The 17062-nt window shown below is 59.3% G+C and carries 14 protein-coding genes; 7 read left to right on the top strand and 7 right to left on the bottom strand.

Annotated elements, in window-relative coordinates; translation table 11 throughout:
- Positions 1-42: 42 nt before the first annotated feature.
- Together RCH06_RS13520 and RCH06_RS13515 are read right to left on the bottom strand one after the other, a co-directional pair.
- Positions 43-942 carry an Eco57I restriction-modification methylase domain-containing protein gene (locus tag RCH06_RS13520; protein WP_327081989.1) on the bottom strand — a complete coding sequence of 300 codons (900 nt, stop codon included), beginning with the start codon at positions 940-942 and terminating at the stop codon, positions 43-45.
- Entirely contained in the window at positions 939-1646 is a 708-nt protein-coding gene (locus RCH06_RS13515) for an SAM-dependent DNA methyltransferase (protein WP_327081988.1), read from the bottom strand. Before RCH06_RS13515 ends, RCH06_RS13520 begins: the two co-directional genes overlap by 4 nt.
- 24 nt (positions 1647-1670) lie before the next feature.
- Between RCH06_RS13515 and RCH06_RS13510 the strand changes: the two genes are divergently transcribed.
- Both RCH06_RS13510 and RCH06_RS13505 read left to right on the top strand, forming a co-directional pair.
- Complete coding sequence (locus tag RCH06_RS13510; RefSeq protein ID WP_327081987.1) at positions 1671-1886, top strand: hypothetical protein; 216 nt, start codon at positions 1671-1673, stop codon at positions 1884-1886.
- A 365-nt stretch (positions 1887-2251) separates the two neighbouring features.
- Complete coding sequence (locus RCH06_RS13505) at positions 2252-2509, top strand: hypothetical protein (protein ID WP_327081986.1); 258 nt, start codon at positions 2252-2254, stop codon at positions 2507-2509.
- A gap of 18 nt (positions 2510-2527) precedes the next feature.
- Here RCH06_RS13505 and pyrF read toward each other — a convergent pair whose 3' ends face one another.
- The 4 genes from pyrF to tsaB are packed head-to-tail and all read right to left on the bottom strand — an operon-like array spanning position 2528 to position 5527.
- Positions 2528-3361, bottom strand: coding sequence for an orotidine-5'-phosphate decarboxylase (pyrF, locus tag RCH06_RS13500; RefSeq protein ID WP_327081985.1), 834 nt, complete (start codon positions 3359-3361; stop codon positions 2528-2530).
- A gap of 57 nt (positions 3362-3418) precedes the next feature.
- On the bottom strand, positions 3419-4219 hold the full coding sequence (locus RCH06_RS13495) for a uracil-DNA glycosylase family protein (RefSeq protein ID WP_327081984.1): 801 nt from the start codon (positions 4217-4219) through the stop codon (positions 3419-3421).
- A 24-nt stretch (positions 4220-4243) separates the two neighbouring features.
- Positions 4244-4735: a ribosomal protein S18-alanine N-acetyltransferase gene (gene rimI, locus RCH06_RS13490; RefSeq protein ID WP_327081983.1), complete on the bottom strand. Its 492-nt coding sequence runs from the start codon at positions 4733-4735 to the stop codon at positions 4244-4246.
- A gap of 12 nt (positions 4736-4747) precedes the next feature.
- Positions 4748-5527, bottom strand: coding sequence for a tRNA (adenosine(37)-N6)-threonylcarbamoyltransferase complex dimerization subunit type 1 TsaB (gene tsaB, locus RCH06_RS13485; protein WP_327081982.1), 780 nt, complete (start codon positions 5525-5527; stop codon positions 4748-4750).
- 146 nt (positions 5528-5673) lie between these two features.
- Here tsaB and RCH06_RS13480 point away from each other — a divergent pair, with 146 nt between their 5' ends.
- From RCH06_RS13480 to RCH06_RS13460, 5 genes are all read left to right on the top strand, one after another.
- On the top strand, positions 5674-6936 hold the full coding sequence (locus tag RCH06_RS13480) for an ATP-binding protein (RefSeq protein WP_327081981.1): 1263 nt from the start codon (positions 5674-5676) through the stop codon (positions 6934-6936).
- A complete protein-coding gene (locus RCH06_RS13475; RefSeq protein ID WP_327081980.1) occupies positions 6933-11006 on the top strand; it encodes an NACHT domain-containing protein in 4074 nt (1357 codons plus the stop codon). The genes RCH06_RS13480 and RCH06_RS13475 overlap by 4 nt, the downstream gene beginning before the upstream one ends.
- Before the next feature lie 160 nt (positions 11007-11166).
- Positions 11167-12666, top strand: a complete 1500-nt coding sequence (dacB, locus tag RCH06_RS13470) for a D-alanyl-D-alanine carboxypeptidase/D-alanyl-D-alanine endopeptidase (RefSeq protein ID WP_327081979.1) — start codon at positions 11167-11169, stop codon at positions 12664-12666.
- Between the two features lie 116 nt (positions 12667-12782).
- Positions 12783-13133, top strand: coding sequence for a zinc ribbon domain-containing protein YjdM (locus RCH06_RS13465; protein ID WP_327081978.1), 351 nt, complete (start codon positions 12783-12785; stop codon positions 13131-13133).
- Positions 13134-13391: 258 nt separating this feature from the next.
- Positions 13392-16109 carry a PAS domain-containing sensor histidine kinase gene (locus RCH06_RS13460; RefSeq protein ID WP_327081977.1) on the top strand — a complete coding sequence of 906 codons (2718 nt, stop codon included), beginning with the start codon at positions 13392-13394 and terminating at the stop codon, positions 16107-16109.
- A 66-nt stretch (positions 16110-16175) separates the two neighbouring features.
- On the opposite strand, the gene RCH06_RS13455 is transcribed toward RCH06_RS13460, so the two are convergent.
- Positions 16176-16925: a hypothetical protein gene (locus tag RCH06_RS13455; RefSeq protein ID WP_327081976.1), complete on the bottom strand. Its 750-nt coding sequence runs from the start codon at positions 16923-16925 to the stop codon at positions 16176-16178.
- Positions 16926-17062: the final 137 nt, after the last annotated feature.

Raw genomic sequence — 17062 nt, 5'->3', positions numbered from 1 at the left:
CCCGATGCAGTTTGAGGAAAACTGGCTTGCGGCTCAGGCCCATCAAGCCCGTTCATGATCTCGGTTATGGGATACGGAATCCAGGGGCAAGGTCAACACGTCATACAACTGGGGGAAATCGACAAGTTTCACGAACCGGTGGTCACGCAGCATACGATCACGAAAGTCATCCAACCCTTTACCGCCGGAAAACCAACGAGATGGAGTGATCATTACTACATACCTCGGCTCAAGTGAGAGTGCCGTCTCAACAAACAGGTTGTAGATCGGTGTGGCAGACGCTCCACCTCCGCCACCGCCATCACCTAGCTGATACGGCGGGTTGCCAATAATGACGTCGAATTGCATATCGTTCCCAAACAACTCGGCCATCCGAGTTTTGATGTTGTCAGTGTGAATAAAGGCATAGGCGTGGGTTTCCAGCCCCTCGCCACGGTCTAGCGCCGTTTGGCTTGCGCTGCAAAACTTGCATTTTTCGTTGATCCAAGTGTGCTTGGTGCGCTGAAACCAGATGTTGCCCGCATCGTTGTCAAACTCTCTGACAACCGAATGCGCACTATTGGCATGCTTGGAGCAATACACGCTGCGCCGTGCCAGCAGGCTGGTCAGGCGCGTGATGCCGATGCCAAACACCTGTTTCGTCAGGATATGGTTGACGCGCTCTTGCAGATCAGGAATGACACTCGCCAGCCCCAGAGTCAGGCGACTGGTGATCTCACGCAGGAACACCCCAGACTTGGTGCAGGGATCAAGAAACCGGACCGTTTTATCGGCCCACAGGCTGGCACCATCATGGTCTGCCGCCCAGGCTTCGGCCAGCGTGTCTAGCATTCGGTTGGCAAATTCAGGCGGCGTGAACACCTCATCGTTCGACAAATTGGCAATACAGGTCAGCACATCGGGGTTGCGGCCACGCAGCGTAAAACTGGCTTGGGTCTTCATAGTGTTTGTGCCGAGTCATCAGGCAAAGCCTCAGCAGCCAGCGCACGCACCGACATCGACGGATAGGTTTTTATCGGTGTGAATATTTCATGTTTGCCCAACTGCGCAAACAAGGAATCCTCGGCGCTGAAGGCGGACGAGCCGGTCAACACATCAAAGCGAAAGTCACGCCGCTGAAATTTGCCCTTGCCCAGGTAGCCCCACTCGGCAAAGGTGATGGGCGGCGGCGGTGGCGTTAATGGCGACGGTGGCGACGGCGGCGTTGGTGGCGCTGGCTCGGTGCAGATACGCATGGTCAGCGCGTCGCCATGCACGATATTGAGCGAGAGCACATAAGCCGCCGCGCGGTACAGGTCATGCGCTGCATCCAGATTCAGGTAGTCGGCAAACAGCGTGAGCATGCGGGCGCGGCATTCGGCAATGTTGTCGGCCAGCAGCTCGATGCCGTAAATGCACATCAGCCCCAGCAGCGCGTAATGCTGGCGCTCAAAGTCAGATTGGCCATATTTCAGCTCGACCGCCGCCAGCTTGCGCCGCAGTATTTGCCCCATGAAATTGCCACTGCCGCAGGCAGGCTCTAAAAAGCGCGAGTCAATGCGCTCGGACTCGTCTTTGACCAGATCGAGCATGGCCTCGACCATCCATGCCGGTGTGAAAACCTCGCCGTGGTCGGCGACGCGTTGTTTTGACTTGACGAGGCTCATAGGTGGCAGGCTGGTTGGTGCGGGTTGGCAAAGGTCATTGCAGACTCCGATTGGTCGGCAACATCAAGGCGGCGGCGGAAAAACCACGCCAAGCACGCCAAAGGTGTTGATAACCGCATGATGGCAGCAAGGATGATAGGCGGCTATTCGCCGTGGAACGGCTCTTTAGCGCCGAACCTGAAAAATGCCGATGCAGCAGAAAAAGGCATTGCACAAAAACACCCAGCGCTTTTGGGTTAACTTGAGTGAATTAAAAAATTGATAGCGGCTCACGCACGCCTATCAAGCGCCAGAGGCTGATTTGACTTGTATTTTGTAACTACTCAGCGCTCTATGTACTTCGTCATTCCCGCGAAGGCGGGAATCCAGTTGGACACAACAAACGTGTGATGAAGACCCTTGGATTCCCGCCTTCGCGGGAATGACAGGAACGGTGAATACCTGCGTAGTTACCCTATTTTTTAAAACCCGACCCGCAAACACACCGCCCGTGCGCCTTGCGCATGCGCCGGCGCAAAGGCAGGCGGCAAGCGGCGGCACTGTCTGACAGCGCACGGCAGGGGCCGGCGATAAGCTGGGACTTTTTGCACAAGGAAACCCGCACCATGAAACTGCCATCGATCCCCTCTTTCAAGGAAATCAAGGACTATGACCAGAACCGGCCCGGCTTTGCGGGTGAGCATTGGCTGGTGCTGGGCGCGGGGCTGGCGCTGTTGCTGGCTTCGCGCCGCAGTCCTTCGTTCTTGGTGCGCACGGCGGGTTCGGTCGTGGGCAGTGCGTTGGTCGTTCGTGCGGCCAGTGGCAGCGAAGGCCTGTCCAAGATCGTTCGCTACCTGCCTATCAACCAAGGTGGCTTGCGCTGATAGTTTCTAGGTGCGGTATCAGCCCGCTGCGGGCCGGGCTGCATTCAGGGTGTCGCGCGTCTTGAGCGCTTCGCGGCGGGCGGCGGCGGCAAAGTCTTCGCTTGACGACGCATAAAGAATGGCGCGTGACGAGTTGACGATGATGGGCGCACCCGGCCGCCAGCCTGCGCGCACCGTGGCCGCCGCGTCACCGCCTTGGGCGCCGACGCCGGGAATCAGCAGCGGCAAGGTCGGCGCTACGGCCCGCACCCGCTCAATTTCCGCAGGATAGGTCGCCCCCACCACCAGCCCGAGCTGGCCGTTGAGGTTCCACGGGCCTTGCGCCAGACGGGCGACATGCTCATACAGCAGTGGCTGGCCTTCAATCGAGGCGAGGCGCTGGTTTTGCAGGTCGTCGCCGCCGGGGTTGGAGGTGCGGCAGAGCAAAAAAGCGCCCTTGCCGTGGTATTTCAAATACGGCGCGACCGAGTCAAAGCCCATGAAGGGCGACAGCGTGACTGCGTCGGCGCCGTAGCGCTCGAAGGCTTCAAGGGCGTATTGCTCGGCGGTGCTGCCGATGTCGCCGCGCTTGGCGTCCAGAATGACCGGCACGTGCGGCGCGGTGCGGCGCATGTGGTCCATCAGGCGCTCCAGCTGGCCCTCGGCGCGGTGGGCGGCGAAGTAGGCGATTTGCGGCTTGAAGGCACTGGCCAAGTCGGCCACGCTATCGACGATGGCGGCGCAGAAATCGTAAATCTTGCTGGCATCGCCTTTGAGCGTGCCGGGGAATCGGGCGGGTTCAGGGTCCAGGCCGACGCACAGCATGGAGTTGTTTTGGCGTTCTGCGGCGCCCAGCATGTCAAGAAAAATCATGGGGCTGATTGTAAGAAGCTCACGGTGCAGGCAGCGCCCACGGCCTGCACAGAAAAATTAAAGGCCTGCGTGCAAACTCATGGCCAGGCACAGGTCGTCCCAGGCTTTGCCCTTGTCGGCGGGCGTGCGCAGCAAATAGGCCGCATCGTAGGTGACGATGGTTTTGACGCCGTGCAGGGCATGCACGCGGCCCCGCAACCGGCCAAACGGCTCATGCGACTGCAGCAGCGCCAGCGCGGCCAGCCGGCCCATGACCAGCACGACATCGGGCCGCGCGCGTTCAACCAGCGCGGCCAGCGCGGCTGAAAACGCTGGAGTGACCGGCACAGCCGCCTGGCGCACCAGCGGGGCAAACAGCACGGCGTCGGCTTGGTGCAGGCCGGCGGCGCGCAGCATGTTGTTCAGCAGCCGGCCCGCATCGCCTTCAAACACCGGCTGTTGCAGGCCGCTGGCCGGGGTTTCGGCCAGCACCAGCCAGCGCAGGCCACCGGGCTGGGCGCCTGGCGCATACAGCGCCTGCGCGTCGCCCAACTGCCAGGCAGCTTGCGGGCTGACCGGCGCATCGGCGGCGGGTGGTGCGGCAGCGACGGACGGCATGGTGCTGCGAACCGGGGCCGCGTCGCGTCTGATGGCGGGCGCGGCGGGAACAACTGTCGCCAGCGGCGCGGTCGGTGCCATGACAGCGCCGGATTTTTCATTTTGCGCATCAAAATGGCCGCTTGCGCTTGCCACACCAGCGCTAACAGCTATTGATTCAGGAGCAGCCAGCACGGCGGCAGGCGCTGCCAGCGGTTGCCAGACACGCACACCCATTTCGCGCAGCATGGCGCGCTGGCGTTTGTCGAGGTTCAGGCTCATGAATAAAGGCTTTTCAAGAAAAACTCACAGCGCCCGGCTCATCACAATGGCGTCTTCGCCTTGGGGCAGGCCGGGGCTGGCGGGGTAATAGTGGCGGCGCGTGCCCACATGTTTAAAGCCGTGGCTTTCGTATACCGCCCGGGCGCGCATGTTGCTGACCCGCACTTCCAGCCACAGCCACTGCGCGCCCTGCCCGCGCGACCAGACGCCCAACGCATCGAGCATCACACGGCCCCAGCCTTGGTGCTGCGACGCGGGCGCGACGGTGATGTTGAGCAAATGCACCTCGTCCACGCCCTTCATGGCGACAAAATAACCCAGCAGTTCGGGGCTTTCGGCGCTGCCCGCCACCAGCAATTGCGCCTGGTAGCCGGCCAGCATCGAGTCGAGAAAATTATGCTCGCTCCACGGATGCGGATAGGCGCTTTGCTCCACGCGCAACACGGCCGGTAGCCGGGCACGCGTCATGGCGTCAAAGCGGGCTTCAAGCGGCTGAAAGGATGGGGCGGCGGTCATCAGGCCAGCCGATCAGTTTTCAGCCGGAACGACTGGCGCGGCAAGGGCGGCCAGCGCCAGCGCCTTGATCTGTGCGCGCTCTGCGGTGGTCTGGGCGACTTTGTCGCGCACGTACAGCGGCAGGGCTTGATCTGCCGCTACGCACTGACCGGCGGCGGCCAGCGCGGGCGCGAGACGCAGCAGCGCGGTGGCGGTGGGCAGCGCCGGCACGCAGGGCAGCGCCGCGAGGTGGGCGGGCAGCCGGTCAGCGTACACGCCAAACACATTGCCGGCCAGCCACTGCACCGACGGCCCGGCCACCAGGTTTTCAGGCCGAATCAGTTCGCAGTGCAGGATGGGCTTGCACAAGCCGCTATTGAATAGATAGCTCTGCACATACATTTCGTCCATCCGTGCATCGAGCAGCGCCATGATGGTGACAGGCGCATCGGTCGAAGCCATAGCGCCGGCCTGCTGGAAACGCGCCTCTTCGGCCACCGCCATCAGCGTGTCGATGGGCAGCACCGCAATGCCCGCGCCGTGGTTCGCGCCAAACGCCAGCCCTTGCGCCACCGCGCAAGCCGTGCGCAGTCCGGTGAAAGAACCCGGCCCCCGGCCAAAGACAATCGCGTCCATCTCGCCCAGCGCCAGGCCGGATTCGGCCAGCAAGGCCTGAATGGCCGGAATCAGGTGCGTCGACGCCTGCGCGCCGCCCGGCCCGTCATGCTGCCAGACGCGCACGCCATCGGTCACGGCCACCGACATGCGGTCGGTGCTGGTGTCAAAAGCAAGGAATTTAAGAAGTTTAGGCATCAAATAAGGCGCTGGCGCATACAGTGCGTGCGCAAGCAGCTATTGTTTCAATAGTAATAATCGGCTTTAGCAAGGTTAAAAATCTATTCTTTTGACTTTAAAAATCAGAAATAGATAATACTGAGTAAATTTACTCAGTACAAATCATGTCATATCAACGTGCCCAAGTTTCCGAGCTTCGCAAACGGTTTGGAGAAACTTCTCGCTTCATCACCATCGTCGCAGGCCCCAGACAGGTCGGAAAAACAACGTTGGTGCGTGCTGCGCTTGAAGGTATTGCCCATCAGTTTATCGCCGTTGACCAATATGAAGCGCCGTTAACGAACTCATTTGGCCTGTATGGGGAGACAAGCGCCGAATCTACCGGTGAGCCACGCAACGCGGCATGGTTGATTCGCAACTGGCAAATTGCCCGCGAACAATTCAAACACGCCCGATCAAATGCGCCAGAACAAGCCTTCATTCTGGTTTTTGACGAAATTCAGAAAATCCCGCGCTGGTCTGAAGTGGTCAAGGGCCTATGGGATGCGGACCGTGCCGCAGGCCTGGACATGCACGTCGTCTTGTTGGGCAGTTCGCCGTTGTTGATGCAAAAAGGCCTGACGGAAAGCCTGACGGGTAGGTATGAACTCATCCCCGTCACACACTGGTCTTTTCCGGAGATGCATGAAGCCTTCGACTTCACGCTCAATGAGTACTTTTTCTTTGGCGGTTATCCGGGCAGCGCCCCTTTCATCCGTGATGAAGAGCGCTGGCGCAATTACGTACTGGCAAGTCTGGTGCAGCCCAGCATCGACACCGACATCCTGCAAATGGTGCGGGTTGACAAGCCAGCACTTCTGAAACAGCTCTTCACGCTCGGCTGCAGCTATTCGGGACAGATTCTTGCGCTGAACAAAGTCAAGGGCCAACTTGAAGACGCCGGCAATGAAACCACCCTGGCGGGCTACCTTGACCTGCTCGGCAATGCGGGATTGCTGACGGGACTGCATAAATATCACCGGGGTGTCGCCCGTCAACGCGCTTCGCCGCCCAAGTTCAAGGTCTTGAACGCAGCCCTCATGTCGAGTGCGACGCCCTATACATTTGCCCAGGCCCAGGCTGACCGTTCATTCTGGGGACGCCTTGCGGAAAGTGCTTTAGGCGCGCACCTGTGCAACACAGCCAGAGCGACTGAAAAAGTGCATTACTGGCGCGAAAGTCCTCACGAAGTGGACTTTGTCATTTCGGATGCGAAACGGCTGACAGCGATTGAAGTCAAAAGAGGCCCCACACAAGGCAAGCTCAATGGGCTGGACGCATTTGCGCAACAGCACACAGGTTGCCGCCGCCTGCTGGTGGGTGCGGGTGGCGTGGACTTGACCGAGTTCTTGTCCTATCCGCTGGCCCATTGGCTGGAGCCCGTATGAGTTCAAGCATTCAGGATCGCCTGCCCATTGAGCGCAAGGTGCGTGTGCGTCAAAAAGACGGGGCTTTGTCGGCGCCTGAACCCATCAGCCATTACAGCGCGGTGCATGCCTGGGTGCTGATAGGAAACCCGGGTGCCGGAAAGACAGATGCGTTCCTGGCGCGCCACCAGGCGGAGGGTGGTCACTACGTTACCGCGCGCGATTTTGTAGTACTTGATTTGCCCCTAAATCCCCATCCGCTCCTGTTCATCGACGGACTTGATGAAATCTCTGCAGGCGCGGCAATGGGCTTCACAGCACTTGAGCAGATACGCGCCAAACTACAAAAGCTGGGCACGCCCAAGTTCCGCATTTCCTGCCGGGAAGCAGACTGGCGCGGCAACGCCGACAGTGCCGCATTGCAGCGTCTGGTGGGTGAGGAAAATTTCCTGGAATTGCACCTTGATGCCTTGAGCCGACACGAGATTGAAGCGTTGGTCGCGCATTGGCAAGCGTCCAGTCTGCAGAGTGCTGCAGACTTCATCCAGCAGGCCGAACAACGCGATCTCGGCGGTTTGCTGGACAACCCGCAAACCCTGCGCATGCTGGTCGAGGCAACCGCCAGCGGTTGGCCAGACAATAAAACGCAAACCTATGAAATGGCTTGCGCCAAACTTGTTCAGGAACACAACGAACAATGGCTGGCCGTCACACGGGAAACCGTCCAGCCCGACGACGAACTTCTTCGGGCCGCTGGCTACCTGTGCGCCCTGATGCTGCTTTCGGGTGGAGGATCGATAGCGCTTCAACGGCCAGGCGGCAGCCAACAAGGTGTGGTAGCCCTGCCCGAATTACCCACCAGCCCATCGTCACCCGCCATGGCGAGCTGCCGGGCGGCGCTACACACACGGCTGTTCAAGGGCAATGGCCGCAGTCAATTTTTCCCCGTCCACCGGACCGTGGCCGAATACCTGGCCGCCCACTACCTCGCCAAGCGTATCAACAAAGGGCTGCCTTCCAAACGCGTACTGGCATTGATGCTCGGTGAAGATGGCGGCGTGGTGCCCGAACTGCGCGGCCTGCATGCCTGGCTGGCCGCGATTACAACAGGGAACTTGCGCCTGGAGTTCATTGACCGCGATCCGCCGGGCGTCATTCTCAATGGCGATGTGCGCACTTTCACGCGTTTGGAGAAGCTACGGGTGCTGGACGCCCTGAGCAATGAGGCAAAGCGCTACACCTATTTCAGAACGCAAAGCTGGAACACCCAAGCCTTCGGCGCATTGGCCACGGCAGACATGGAGGAAGATTTCCGGAGTTTGTTGAGGTTGGCTGACCGCAGTGCGGCGCATCTGGCATTGGTCGATTGCGTACTGGATGCGCTGGCGTATGGGCATGGCATGCCAGGACTCAAAGCAGAACTTGAGCAAGTCGTCCGGGATGCGGGTTATTGGTCAGGCTCGCGAACCGAAGCTTTACGGATTCTCATGGCATGGGAACGCAGCGAGGGTCAATGGCCGGTTTCCCGACAACTGCTGGCAGACATTCACAGCGGCAAAGTAGAAGACAGCGAAGACGAACTACTCGGAACGCTGCTTTTGGCGCTGTACCCCGGCCAGCTTGCACCGGCAGAAATATGGTCTTACTTCAGAAAGCCAAAATCTGGTGTATTGATGGGTTCTTACTGGCGTTTTTGGCATGATTTGGCTGAAAAAAACGCCCCGAACGATGACATTCCGGCTTTGCTGGATGCGCTGATTTCCAGCGGCTACCAGCTTGGCAACCAACACGACCGCTTTGGGTGTGCAAGTATTGTTGGCGAGCTTCTCGTTAAAGGTGTGAACCTGCACGGACAGCAACTGGAGACGCCGCATTTGTATCGCTGGTTGTCGCTGGGGCTAAGCAGCCGTCATTACTCTCCACTGAAACAACAGCAAAGAGAAGATCTTGGAAAATGGCTTAAAGACCACCCTAGCCAATACAAGGCGCTTTTCGAGTATGGCCTGCAGCAAGAAAAAACACGACCGGGCATGGCATGGCTCGTTCGCAGGCACCTCTATGACGCTCCAGCCCCTTGCGGTTCCGAACACTGGTATTTATCGCTTGCAGAAAAAACTTCGGATGGTGAATTGCGCCGTTATCTTGTTGCTGAAGCGTTTTATCTAACCTCAAATAGAAAAGGCATAGACAACGCACTTCAATTAGTTGAGTTATGGCGGGCAAGCCACCCACATGATGCAGTGTGGATAGATGAATTTTTGCGGTCTCCTTATCCCCGAGAGGATATTGATCAAGAGTCGATTGACCTGGATATTGAAGATCGAAACCGGACGAGGAAAGAGGCCCGGCAAAAGCTGGATTTCTTTCACAGAACACTTCAAGGGTTTCGAGAAGGCCCTGCCCACTTGGGTGCCTTGATTGAAATTGGCAACGCTTATCTCAACCTATTTCACCAATCCCAGGAAAAAACCGCAGAAGCCCGCCTGCTAGAGCTCCTAAATCAAAATCAGGAATGGCTGCAGCTGGCGCTGCATGGTCTGCGCCAGTGCCTGTTTCGCACTGACTTGCCCACAGCCAAGGAAATCATTGAACTCAATATTCAAGGCCGACGCTACAACCTCGCTTCGCCCTGCCTGGCCGCGATGGAGTTGCGCTACACAGAAAACCCCGACACAGCCCTTGATCTACCCGAGCCCGTTCTGGAAATGGTGGCAGCGTTTCGTCTGACGAATAACTTCGACTCGACCCCTGAATGGTTCAAGCGCATGGTAGCGACGCGAGCCGAAATTCTGGGCCGCGTCATGGGTTCACTGATTCAGGCACAAATAGCCGCAAAAAAAGAACACGTTGATGGTTTGAATGCGCTTGTGCATGACCCTGACTACTCCGAAATTGCCAAACGGATTACGCCGGCGCTACTCGACAGCTTTCCCCGCAAGGCGCACAAAAATCAATTGCAGAGCCTGCGCCTGCTCATCATCTCGCTCATGGCCAGCCTGGACAGGAATGTCCAGCTGGAAATAGTTGCAGGCAAACTTAAAGACAAACGGAGCGATGTGGCGCAACGCGTTTACTGGTTCACAGCTGGCTTGCAGCTGGCACCCGATCTCTACCTTGAACCCGCCCGGCAATACATCACCCAGACACAGGCCCGCGTCAGTCATTTGCTCGCGCTGGTGCATGAGAAACGCGAACGGAACGGCCCGAAAGCCATGCTGTCTGTGGCGGCCATCGAGTTTTTGATTGCGCTGATGGGGCCACAGTGCAGCCCTAGATGGTTTGCTCAATCAGGCTTCGTATCTCCTGCCATGGAGTTAGGTCGTTATGTGGAGGAGCTGATATCCACGCTTGCCAGCCTGCACGACGAAGCCGCCGCACAAGCACTCGATTCATTGCTTCAGCAAAAAAATCTGAAACCATGGGATGACTATTTGCGCCGGGCCATCTTTGACCAGCGCGTCACGCGGCGCAAGGCCTTGTTCAAACCTGCATCCGTGTCGCAGGTGTGCGCCACCCTGGCCAACTTGATGCCAGCCAATGCCGCCGACTTGTGGGCGCTGACACTGGATCATCTGCAGCAACTCAGTCACGAAATTCGGAACGGCAACACCAATGACTACCGTCAATACTGGAATGGGGACAAACCTCAACTTGAAGAGGAATGCCGCAACCGGTTTTTGTCGAAATTGAAGCCTGTATTGGCACTTTTAGGTATTAACGCCGAACCCGAGGGCCGTTATGCAGACGATAAACGCGCTGATATCAAAGTCTCGGCACAGGGCTACAACATACCCGTTGAAATCAAGCGCGAGATGCATAAGGACTTGTGGAAAGCCATCGAAAATCAATTGATTGCAAGATACACGCGCGAACTTGCATGTGATGGTTATGGCATTTTTCTTGTGTTCTGGTTTGGTGGCACCGGTCAACCCGTCGCTGGTGATGGCGGAACCAGGCCCAAGACAGCACTGGAATTACAGCAGCGACTGCAAAGCACCGTCCCCGTTGAATCGAAAAACAAAATTGCTGTGCTGGTGATTGATTGCTCGTTGAGGCCAGTGATTAAAAAGCAAAGAAAAATCAGTCGTTAGCCCTTGTTGGACGTGCACTACCAGCTATCAAAATAATATTTTATGGTGCTGACGCCCACATCAAAAGACGTTAAAAAACCGTGTGGCATGCGCCCCAGATGACTCTCGCCTAGACAAAGTTCGATGCTTTGAAGAGTTATGCCGCACGGATAATGTCTGCATGCTTTTTACCTGTTTCCGCGCCGCCCCCGTGCCACGCATCACCGCTGTTTTGTTGGTTACGCTGGCAACTTTTGCAGCTTCTCAAGCCAATGCCCACGCCCAAACCCTGCCGCCCGAGGTCGATGCGCTGCTGGCGCGCGCCAAGGTGCCGCGCGAAGCGTTTGCCGCCGTGGTGCTTGACGCCGCACCCCTCCTGAACGGCAAAACCGCGCCGCTGCTGAGCTGGCGCGCCGCCAGCCCGATGAACCCGGCGTCGGTCATGAAACTGGTTACGACCTATGCCGGGCTGGAACTGCTCGGCCCGGCCTACACCTGGAAAACGCCGGTGTATGCCGATGGCCCGATCGTCAACGGCGTGTTGCAGGGCAACCTGATCATTCAGGGCAAGGGCGACCCCAAGCTGGTGATGGAGCGGCTGTGGCTGCTGCTGCGCCGGGTGCAGGGCTTGGGCATCAAGACCATCAGCGGCGACATTTTGCTCGACCACAGCGCGTTTGCGGCATCGACCCAAAACCCCGGCGACTTTGACGGCGAAGCGCTGCGCCCCTACAACGTTCAGCCCGATGCGCTGCTGGTCAATTACAAATCGGTGGTGATGACGTTTGTGCCCAATCCCGGCAACGGCACGGCCAGCGTCAACTTTGACCCGCCACTGGCCAGCGTGCAAATGCAGGCCAGCGTGCCGCTGTCAGCCAGCGGCAACGGCGGCGGCGCGCTGGCGCAGTGCGGCGACTACCGCGCGCAGCTCAAACCTGACTTTGCCGACCCGTTTCGCATGGCGTTCAGCGGCACCTACCCGGTGGCTTGCGGCGAAAAAACCTGGTTCATTGCCTACCCCGACCCGGCCAGCTATGGCGCGCGGGCGATTGCCGGGCTGTGGCAGGAAATGGGCGGCAAGCTGGGCGGCCGGGTGCGTGACGGCGTGGCCCCGGCGGGTTTGGTGCCGGTGTTTGAAATGGAGTCGCCGTCGCTGGCCGAGGTGATCCGCGACATCAACAAATACAGCAACAACGTGATGGCGCAGCAGCTGTTTTTAACGCTCAGCCTGCAGCGCCCCGGCGGTGCCAGCGTGGACGCGTCGCGTGAAGTGGTACGCGGCTGGTGGCAATCGCGTTTCGGCACGCCGAACGGCGGCGCGGATATGCCGGTGCTTGACAACGGCTCGGGCCTGTCGCGGCAGGGGCGCGTCACGCCGCAGGGACTGGCGCGCATGCTGCAAACCGCCTATGTCTCGGGCGCGATGCCCGAGCTGATGGCGTCGCTGCCGATCACCGGCGTCGATGGCACGCTCAAGCGCAGCAAATCGCAGGTGTCGCAAGGCTGGGCGCACCTGAAATCGGGCACCCTGCGCGACGCCACCGCGCTGGCGGGCTACGTTCACACACCCAGTGGCCGGCGTTTGGTGGTGGTCGGCATCATCAACCATCCCAACGCACCCGCCGCACGGCCAGCGCTCGAAGCCCTGGTGGACTGGGCGGTGAAGGAAGGCAGCCGCTGAACGGCGTCATGCAGCGCAACTACGGCCACAGCCGCAGCGCGCCAAAACCCGCTTGAGCGGCAGGCCGCGCGTCATTCACTTGCCCTATTTTTTACACTTTACGATTGAAGCAACCCATGCCTGCTGCCTCCACCCCACCCGCCTGCCCCCAGTGCGCGATGGAAAACACCTACCTTGACGCCGACAACTGCGTGTGCGCCGACTGCGGCCATGAATGGCCGATGGCCGCCGCCGCTGACATCGACGACAGCGACGATGCCGTCGTCAAGGACGCAAACGGCAATGTGCTGGCCAACGGCGATGCCGTGGTGCTCATCAAGGATTTGAAGGTCAGGGGTTCCTCCACCACGCTCAAGATGGGCACCAAGGTCAAAAGCATCCGTCTGGTCGGCGGCGACCATGAGGTCGATTGCAAGATGGACGCGGGCAGCTTCATGCTGAAAGCGTGCTTTCTGAAAAAGGTCTGACGCGCGGCGCTGAAAAGCCCATCCATCGGTGCGTGCTGGTCTTCGGGGTGCCAGGCGCGTCAAGCCGTGCGCACGCCTGCGTCGCGGCTCGACTTATCATGTTAAAGTTTCATTTAGATACATATTTCTACTGCAAACCCGAATCAACTTTCTCTGTTGACAACAAGCCTTCGCGGTTCGGATTACGCTTTGCTTTATAGATTTTTGCAGGCTTTTCGGCCTGGGCAGAAATATCGGTCTACTTGAAAGTGCACTGTCATGAAGTCCCTTGAGCTGCAAACTTTTTTGACCGGACTGCGATCACGCCTGCTTTTCATGGCGCTGCTCGGGATGCTGCCCTTGCTGGCATTCGTCATCTTTACCGCGCTGCCGGGCCCGCAAAAAGCGCTGCAGGACGCTGAGCCTCCCTTGCTGGCCAGCGCAATGCAAGCAGCGCCTGGTTCGCAAAAAGCTACCGAAACGGCTGTCCGTGCGCCTGACGCGGGTCTGCCTGCCGATGCCGGCTTGCGCCTGTCCCGTGATGCCGTCACGTTATCAGCGCAGCGCCCTCTGGGGCAGTCAATCATGCTGATTTTGGCGCTGGCGGCATTGGGCTTGTTAATGGCCCGCTGGGCCAGCGAAAAATTCATCCTTGCCCCCCTGCGGCGGCTTGACCCGGCCAGAGAACCCGCTGGGCCAGACGCTGACGTTTCAAAGGAATCGGCCCAAGACGCCCCTGCATTCGCCCCGCCGTCGCACGCCCTTCACCAAGTGGCCGACGCCATGCCGCAAATCGCCTGGGTGATGCAAGCCGACGGTCAGCACACCTATTTCAACCAGGGCTGGACCGCCTACTCCGGCCTGGCGCTGGACGAAAGCCTGGGCCACGGCTGGACGCGTTTGCTTCACCAAGAAGACAGCCTGGCGGTCTCCAGACACCGCGAACAGGCGTCGCAGCGCGGCGATGTCTATGAAGTCGAGCACCGCATCCGCCGGGCGGATGGCGTTTACCGCTGGATGCTGAGCCGCGCATTGCCGCTTACCGATGCCAACGGCCAGAAGTCGCAATGGCTGGGTACTTTTACCGATATTGACGACCTCAAGCAAGCTGCGGCGCTGCAAGAGAAAAGTCTCTCCATCATCCGGATCGCCGGCAAGGTGGCGCACCTGGGCGGCTGGACGATTGAGATGCCCGAGAAAATCTTGACCTGGTCTGATGAAAACTGCCTGATTCACGACTTGCCACCGGGCTACCAGCCGAGTCTGGAAGAAGGAATCAACTACTTTTTACCCGAGCACCAGGCAATGGTGGCCCGGTATGTAGAGGCTTGCGCGCAAGACGGAACGCCTTACGAGTTTGTGCTGCCCAAGATGACCGCCAAGGGCAGGCGCATCTGGGTGCGTTCGATTGGCGAGGCGGTGCGTGATGCAGACGGGCAAATCATCCGCCTTCAGGGCGCCTTTCAGGACATTTCAGAACAAAAGGCAGCCGAAGAACGCATGCAGGCGCTGGAAGTGCGGCTGGTCACCACGCTGAAAACCATCACGGACGGTTTTTGTCTGCTGGACACGGACTGGAACTTCACCTTTGTGAACGGTCAGGCAGAGACCATGATCCAGCGCCGCCGCGAAGACATTCTGGGGAAAAACATCTGGCAGGAATTTCCCGAGATCGTCGGCACCCCCATGGAGCTTGAATACCGCAAAGCGGCGCTGGAGCAGCGCACCATTCACTTTGAAACCTTGTATCCGTCCTTGAATACCTGGTTTGAGATTCACGTCTACCCCAGCGATACCGGGGTTGCCATCTACTTCCAGAATGTCACCCAGCGGCACCTGGACCAGGCGCAACTGCGCCTGCTGGAAACTGCCGTGTCGCGGCTGAACGACATTGTGATCATCACCAGCGCCAAACCCCTCAACGGGCGGGTTCCGGAGATTGTTTTTGTCAACGATGCGTTCGAGCGCTACACCGGTTACAGCCGCGCAGAAGCCATCGGCAACACGCCAAAGCTTCTGTTTGGCCCCAAATCCCAGGGCGAAGGCCTGGCACGGATACAGGCCGCCCTGAAAAACTGGGAGCCGGTGCGCGCAGAAGTCATCAGCTACACCAAAGGCGGTGACGAGCTGTGGCTTGAAATTGATATTGCGCCCCTGACCGACGAAGCCGGAACCTTCACCCACTGGGTGTCTGTGCAGCGCGACATCACCGAACGCAAGCGCCAGCGCGAAGAAATCATCAGCCTCAACAGCGCGCTCGAAGAACGGGTGCAACTGCGCACGTCGCAGATGAAGGTGGCCAACACGGAGCTGGCCTCTTTTTCGTATTCGGTCTCGCATGACCTGCGCTCGCCGCTCAATACCATTCACGCTTTCAGCCACCTGCTGATCAAGTCCGAGGGCGACCGCATCAGCCCCAAAGGCCACCACTACCTGAGCCGCATCATTGCAGCGGCCAAGCAGATGGGCGAGTTGATCGACGGCCTGCTGACGCTGGCGCATTTGTCGCGTGAACAGTTCAAGTGCGAGCCGGTAAACCTGTCGGCCACGGCCAGGGAAAGCGTGCGTGACTGCCTTGAGCAGGAACCGGAACGCAAGAGCCAGGCAGAAGTGCATATTCAGGACGGCCTGAGCGCCTGCGGTGATTCGCGCCTGTTGTCCGCCGTTATGCACAACCTGATCGGCAACGCCTGGAAATTTACCTCCAGACAGCCCTTGGCACGCATTGAAGTCGGCAGCCATCTGGACGCTGACGGCGACACGGTCTTTTTTGTCCGGGACAACGGCGCGGGGTTTGACATGGCCTTCGCCCACAAGCTTTTCGGCACGTTCGAGCGCCTGCATTCGCCCGGAGAATTCTCGGGCTCAGGCATCGGACTGGCCACCGTGAAACGCATCATTGAACGCCACGGCGGCCGCGTCTGGGCGCAAAGCCAGCCAAACGAAGGCGCGACCTTCTATTTCACGTTGGGCCGGATGATGGAGTCGGTGACATGAACGCAGCGCGCCCGCGCCGCCAGCCTGAGCGGATTTGCCCTAGAAACTGCGGATAAAAACAGACGCTCAGAAGGTCAGTTCAGCCAGCCTGGCCTTGAGCGCGGCATTCTCGGCGCTGAGTTCGGTGATGGTCTGGCGCAGCCGGGCAATCACGCCTTCGGGCGTTTCGGGTTCGGTGCGGGCGACGGCCTGGCTTTCGCGCACTTGCCGGGCGGCTTGCTGCAGCTCTTTCTTGCCGCCGGCCACCGCTGCCACCTGTGCCTCGACCGGCAACGACGCCACAGTCGCCGCCGCGTTGATCGAGATCGTGCCCGATTTCACCGCCGCGACCAGTTCGGGCGCGGCGGATTTCTGGATTTTTTCAATCTGGTTGATGGTGGCGTTGCTGATGCGCGCCGACTTGGCGATGGCACCCATCGTCGGCACCGGCTCGGGTTTGCCCGGCACAGGGGGCGCTTCAGAGCCAGACGCTTCGGCAGTCGCCGGCTGCAGCCGCGCGGTCAGGATGTCCTTGCGGCGCAGGGCCAGCACACCGCGCTGAAAGTCTGACACGCTGCGTCGGCCCAAATGCTGCTCGATCATCCATAAATGCACGTCGTCAATCGAGGTGAAGCGCGTGTTTTGCACAGTGTTGAAAGGAATGCCGTGCTGCGTGCAAATGCGGTGGCGGTTATGGCCATCGACTAGCACCTCGCCCCACAGGACGAGCGCGTCGCGGCAACCCTCGGCCAGCAGGCTGCGCTCCAGCGCTTCGTTTTCTTCCGGTGTCAGCGGGTCGATGTAGGCAAGCAGTTCTTCGTTGACGGTGATGTTCATGGCAGGGCAAACCGATAGGTAATGGCAGGGGCGTAATTCTATAAGGCGGCAATCACCGTCTGGCGTGGCAGCCATCTGACGGCAAAAGGCAAAAAAGCGCCGCTCGCTTGTGGCGAACGGCGCTTTTTTGCGGGAAA

Source organism: Polaromonas sp. CG_9.5, assembly GCF_035984465.1.
GTDB lineage: Bacteria > Pseudomonadota > Gammaproteobacteria > Burkholderiales > Burkholderiaceae_C > Polaromonas.
This window is presented reverse-complemented; position numbering and strand designations above follow the sequence as displayed.

What these genes read in the sequence shown, in the direction of transcription:
- RCH06_RS13520 (WP_327081989.1), bottom strand. Translation starts at nt 942, where the DNA reads ATGAAGACCCAAGCCAGTTTTACGCTGCGTGGCCGCAACCCCGATGTG.
- RCH06_RS13515 (WP_327081988.1), bottom strand. Translation starts at nt 1,646, where the DNA reads ATGAGCCTCGTCAAGTCAAAACAACGCGTCGCCGACCACGGCGAGGTT.
- RCH06_RS13505 (WP_327081986.1), top strand. Translation starts at nt 2,252, where the DNA reads ATGAAACTGCCATCGATCCCCTCTTTCAAGGAAATCAAGGACTATGAC.
- pyrF (WP_327081985.1), bottom strand. Translation starts at nt 3,361, where the DNA reads ATGATTTTTCTTGACATGCTGGGCGCCGCAGAACGCCAAAACAACTCC.
- RCH06_RS13495 (WP_327081984.1), bottom strand. Translation starts at nt 4,219, where the DNA reads ATGAGCCTGAACCTCGACAAACGCCAGCGCGCCATGCTGCGCGAAATG.
- rimI (WP_327081983.1), bottom strand. Translation starts at nt 4,735, where the DNA reads ATGACCGCCGCCCCATCCTTTCAGCCGCTTGAAGCCCGCTTTGACGCC.
- tsaB (WP_327081982.1), bottom strand. Translation starts at nt 5,527, where the DNA reads ATGCCTAAACTTCTTAAATTCCTTGCTTTTGACACCAGCACCGACCGC.
- RCH06_RS13480 (WP_327081981.1), top strand. Translation starts at nt 5,674, where the DNA reads ATGTCATATCAACGTGCCCAAGTTTCCGAGCTTCGCAAACGGTTTGGA.
- RCH06_RS13475 (WP_327081980.1), top strand. Translation starts at nt 6,933, where the DNA reads ATGAGTTCAAGCATTCAGGATCGCCTGCCCATTGAGCGCAAGGTGCGT.
- dacB (WP_327081979.1), top strand. Translation starts at nt 11,167, where the DNA reads ATGCTTTTTACCTGTTTCCGCGCCGCCCCCGTGCCACGCATCACCGCT.
- RCH06_RS13465 (WP_327081978.1), top strand. Translation starts at nt 12,783, where the DNA reads ATGCCTGCTGCCTCCACCCCACCCGCCTGCCCCCAGTGCGCGATGGAA.
- RCH06_RS13460 (WP_327081977.1), top strand. Translation starts at nt 13,392, where the DNA reads ATGAAGTCCCTTGAGCTGCAAACTTTTTTGACCGGACTGCGATCACGC.
- RCH06_RS13455 (WP_327081976.1), bottom strand. Translation starts at nt 16,925, where the DNA reads ATGAACATCACCGTCAACGAAGAACTGCTTGCCTACATCGACCCGCTG.